Raw genomic sequence first — 929 nt, forward strand, 5'->3', positions numbered from 1 at the left:
AGGATCACCGATTTCGACTTGCGTCTACCCATCAGATCTCAGGCTATGTGAACGACGGATTTGCCTATCGTTCGCCCTACATCCTTAGACCGGGACAACCATCGCCCGGCTCGGCTACCTTCCTGCGTCACACCTGTTAATACGCTAAACGCACCAGCACGGGGTCGTACGCTAGGCCCAACGCTTCACCCCGAAGGGATCCATCAAAGGGATTCAGATACTTAGCACTACTGGATTGTCTTGGGCGGTTCTTCGCCGGTACGGGAATATCAACCCGTTGTCCATCGACTACGCCTGTCGGCCTCGCCTTAGGTCCCGACTTACCCAGGGAAGATTAGCTTGACCCTGGAACCCTTGGTCTTCCGGAGGACGGGTTTCTCACCCGTCTTTCGCTACTCATGCCTGCATTCTCACTCGTGTGGCGTCCACGGCTGGTTCACACCGCCGCTTCACTCGCCACACGACGCTCTCCTACCCATCAACACGGCTGGACCACGAAGGCCTACCACTAATGTCAATGCCACAACTTCGGTGGCGTGCTTGAGCCCCGTTACATTGTCGGCGCGGAATCACTTGACCAGTGAGCTATTACGCACTCTTTCAAGGGTGGCTGCTTCTAAGCCAACCTCCTGGTTGTCTGTGCAACTCCACATCCTTTCCCACTTAGCACGCGCTTAGGGACCTTAGTTGGTGGTCTGGGTTGTTTCCCTCTCGACTATGAAGCTTATCCCCCACAGTCTCACTGCTGCGCTCTCACTTACCGGCATTCGGAGTTTGGCTGACGTCAGTAAGCTTTTGGGCCCCATCGGCCATCCAGTAGCTCTACCTCCGGCAAGAAACACGCAACGCTGCACCTAAATGCATTTCGGAGAGAACCAGCTATCACGAAGTTTGATTGGCCTTTCACCCCTATCCACAGCTCATCCCCT

The 929-nt window shown here is 55.3% G+C and carries 1 rRNA gene; it reads right to left on the reverse strand.

The annotated features are described in order from the left end of the window. A 23S ribosomal RNA gene (locus HQQ86_RS20865) occupies nt 1-929 on the reverse strand; the annotation flags it as partial.

The sequence above is a fragment of the Rathayibacter sp. VKM Ac-2857 genome, from assembly GCF_013205025.1.
In the GTDB taxonomy this organism is placed as follows: domain Bacteria; phylum Actinomycetota; class Actinomycetes; order Actinomycetales; family Microbacteriaceae; genus Rathayibacter.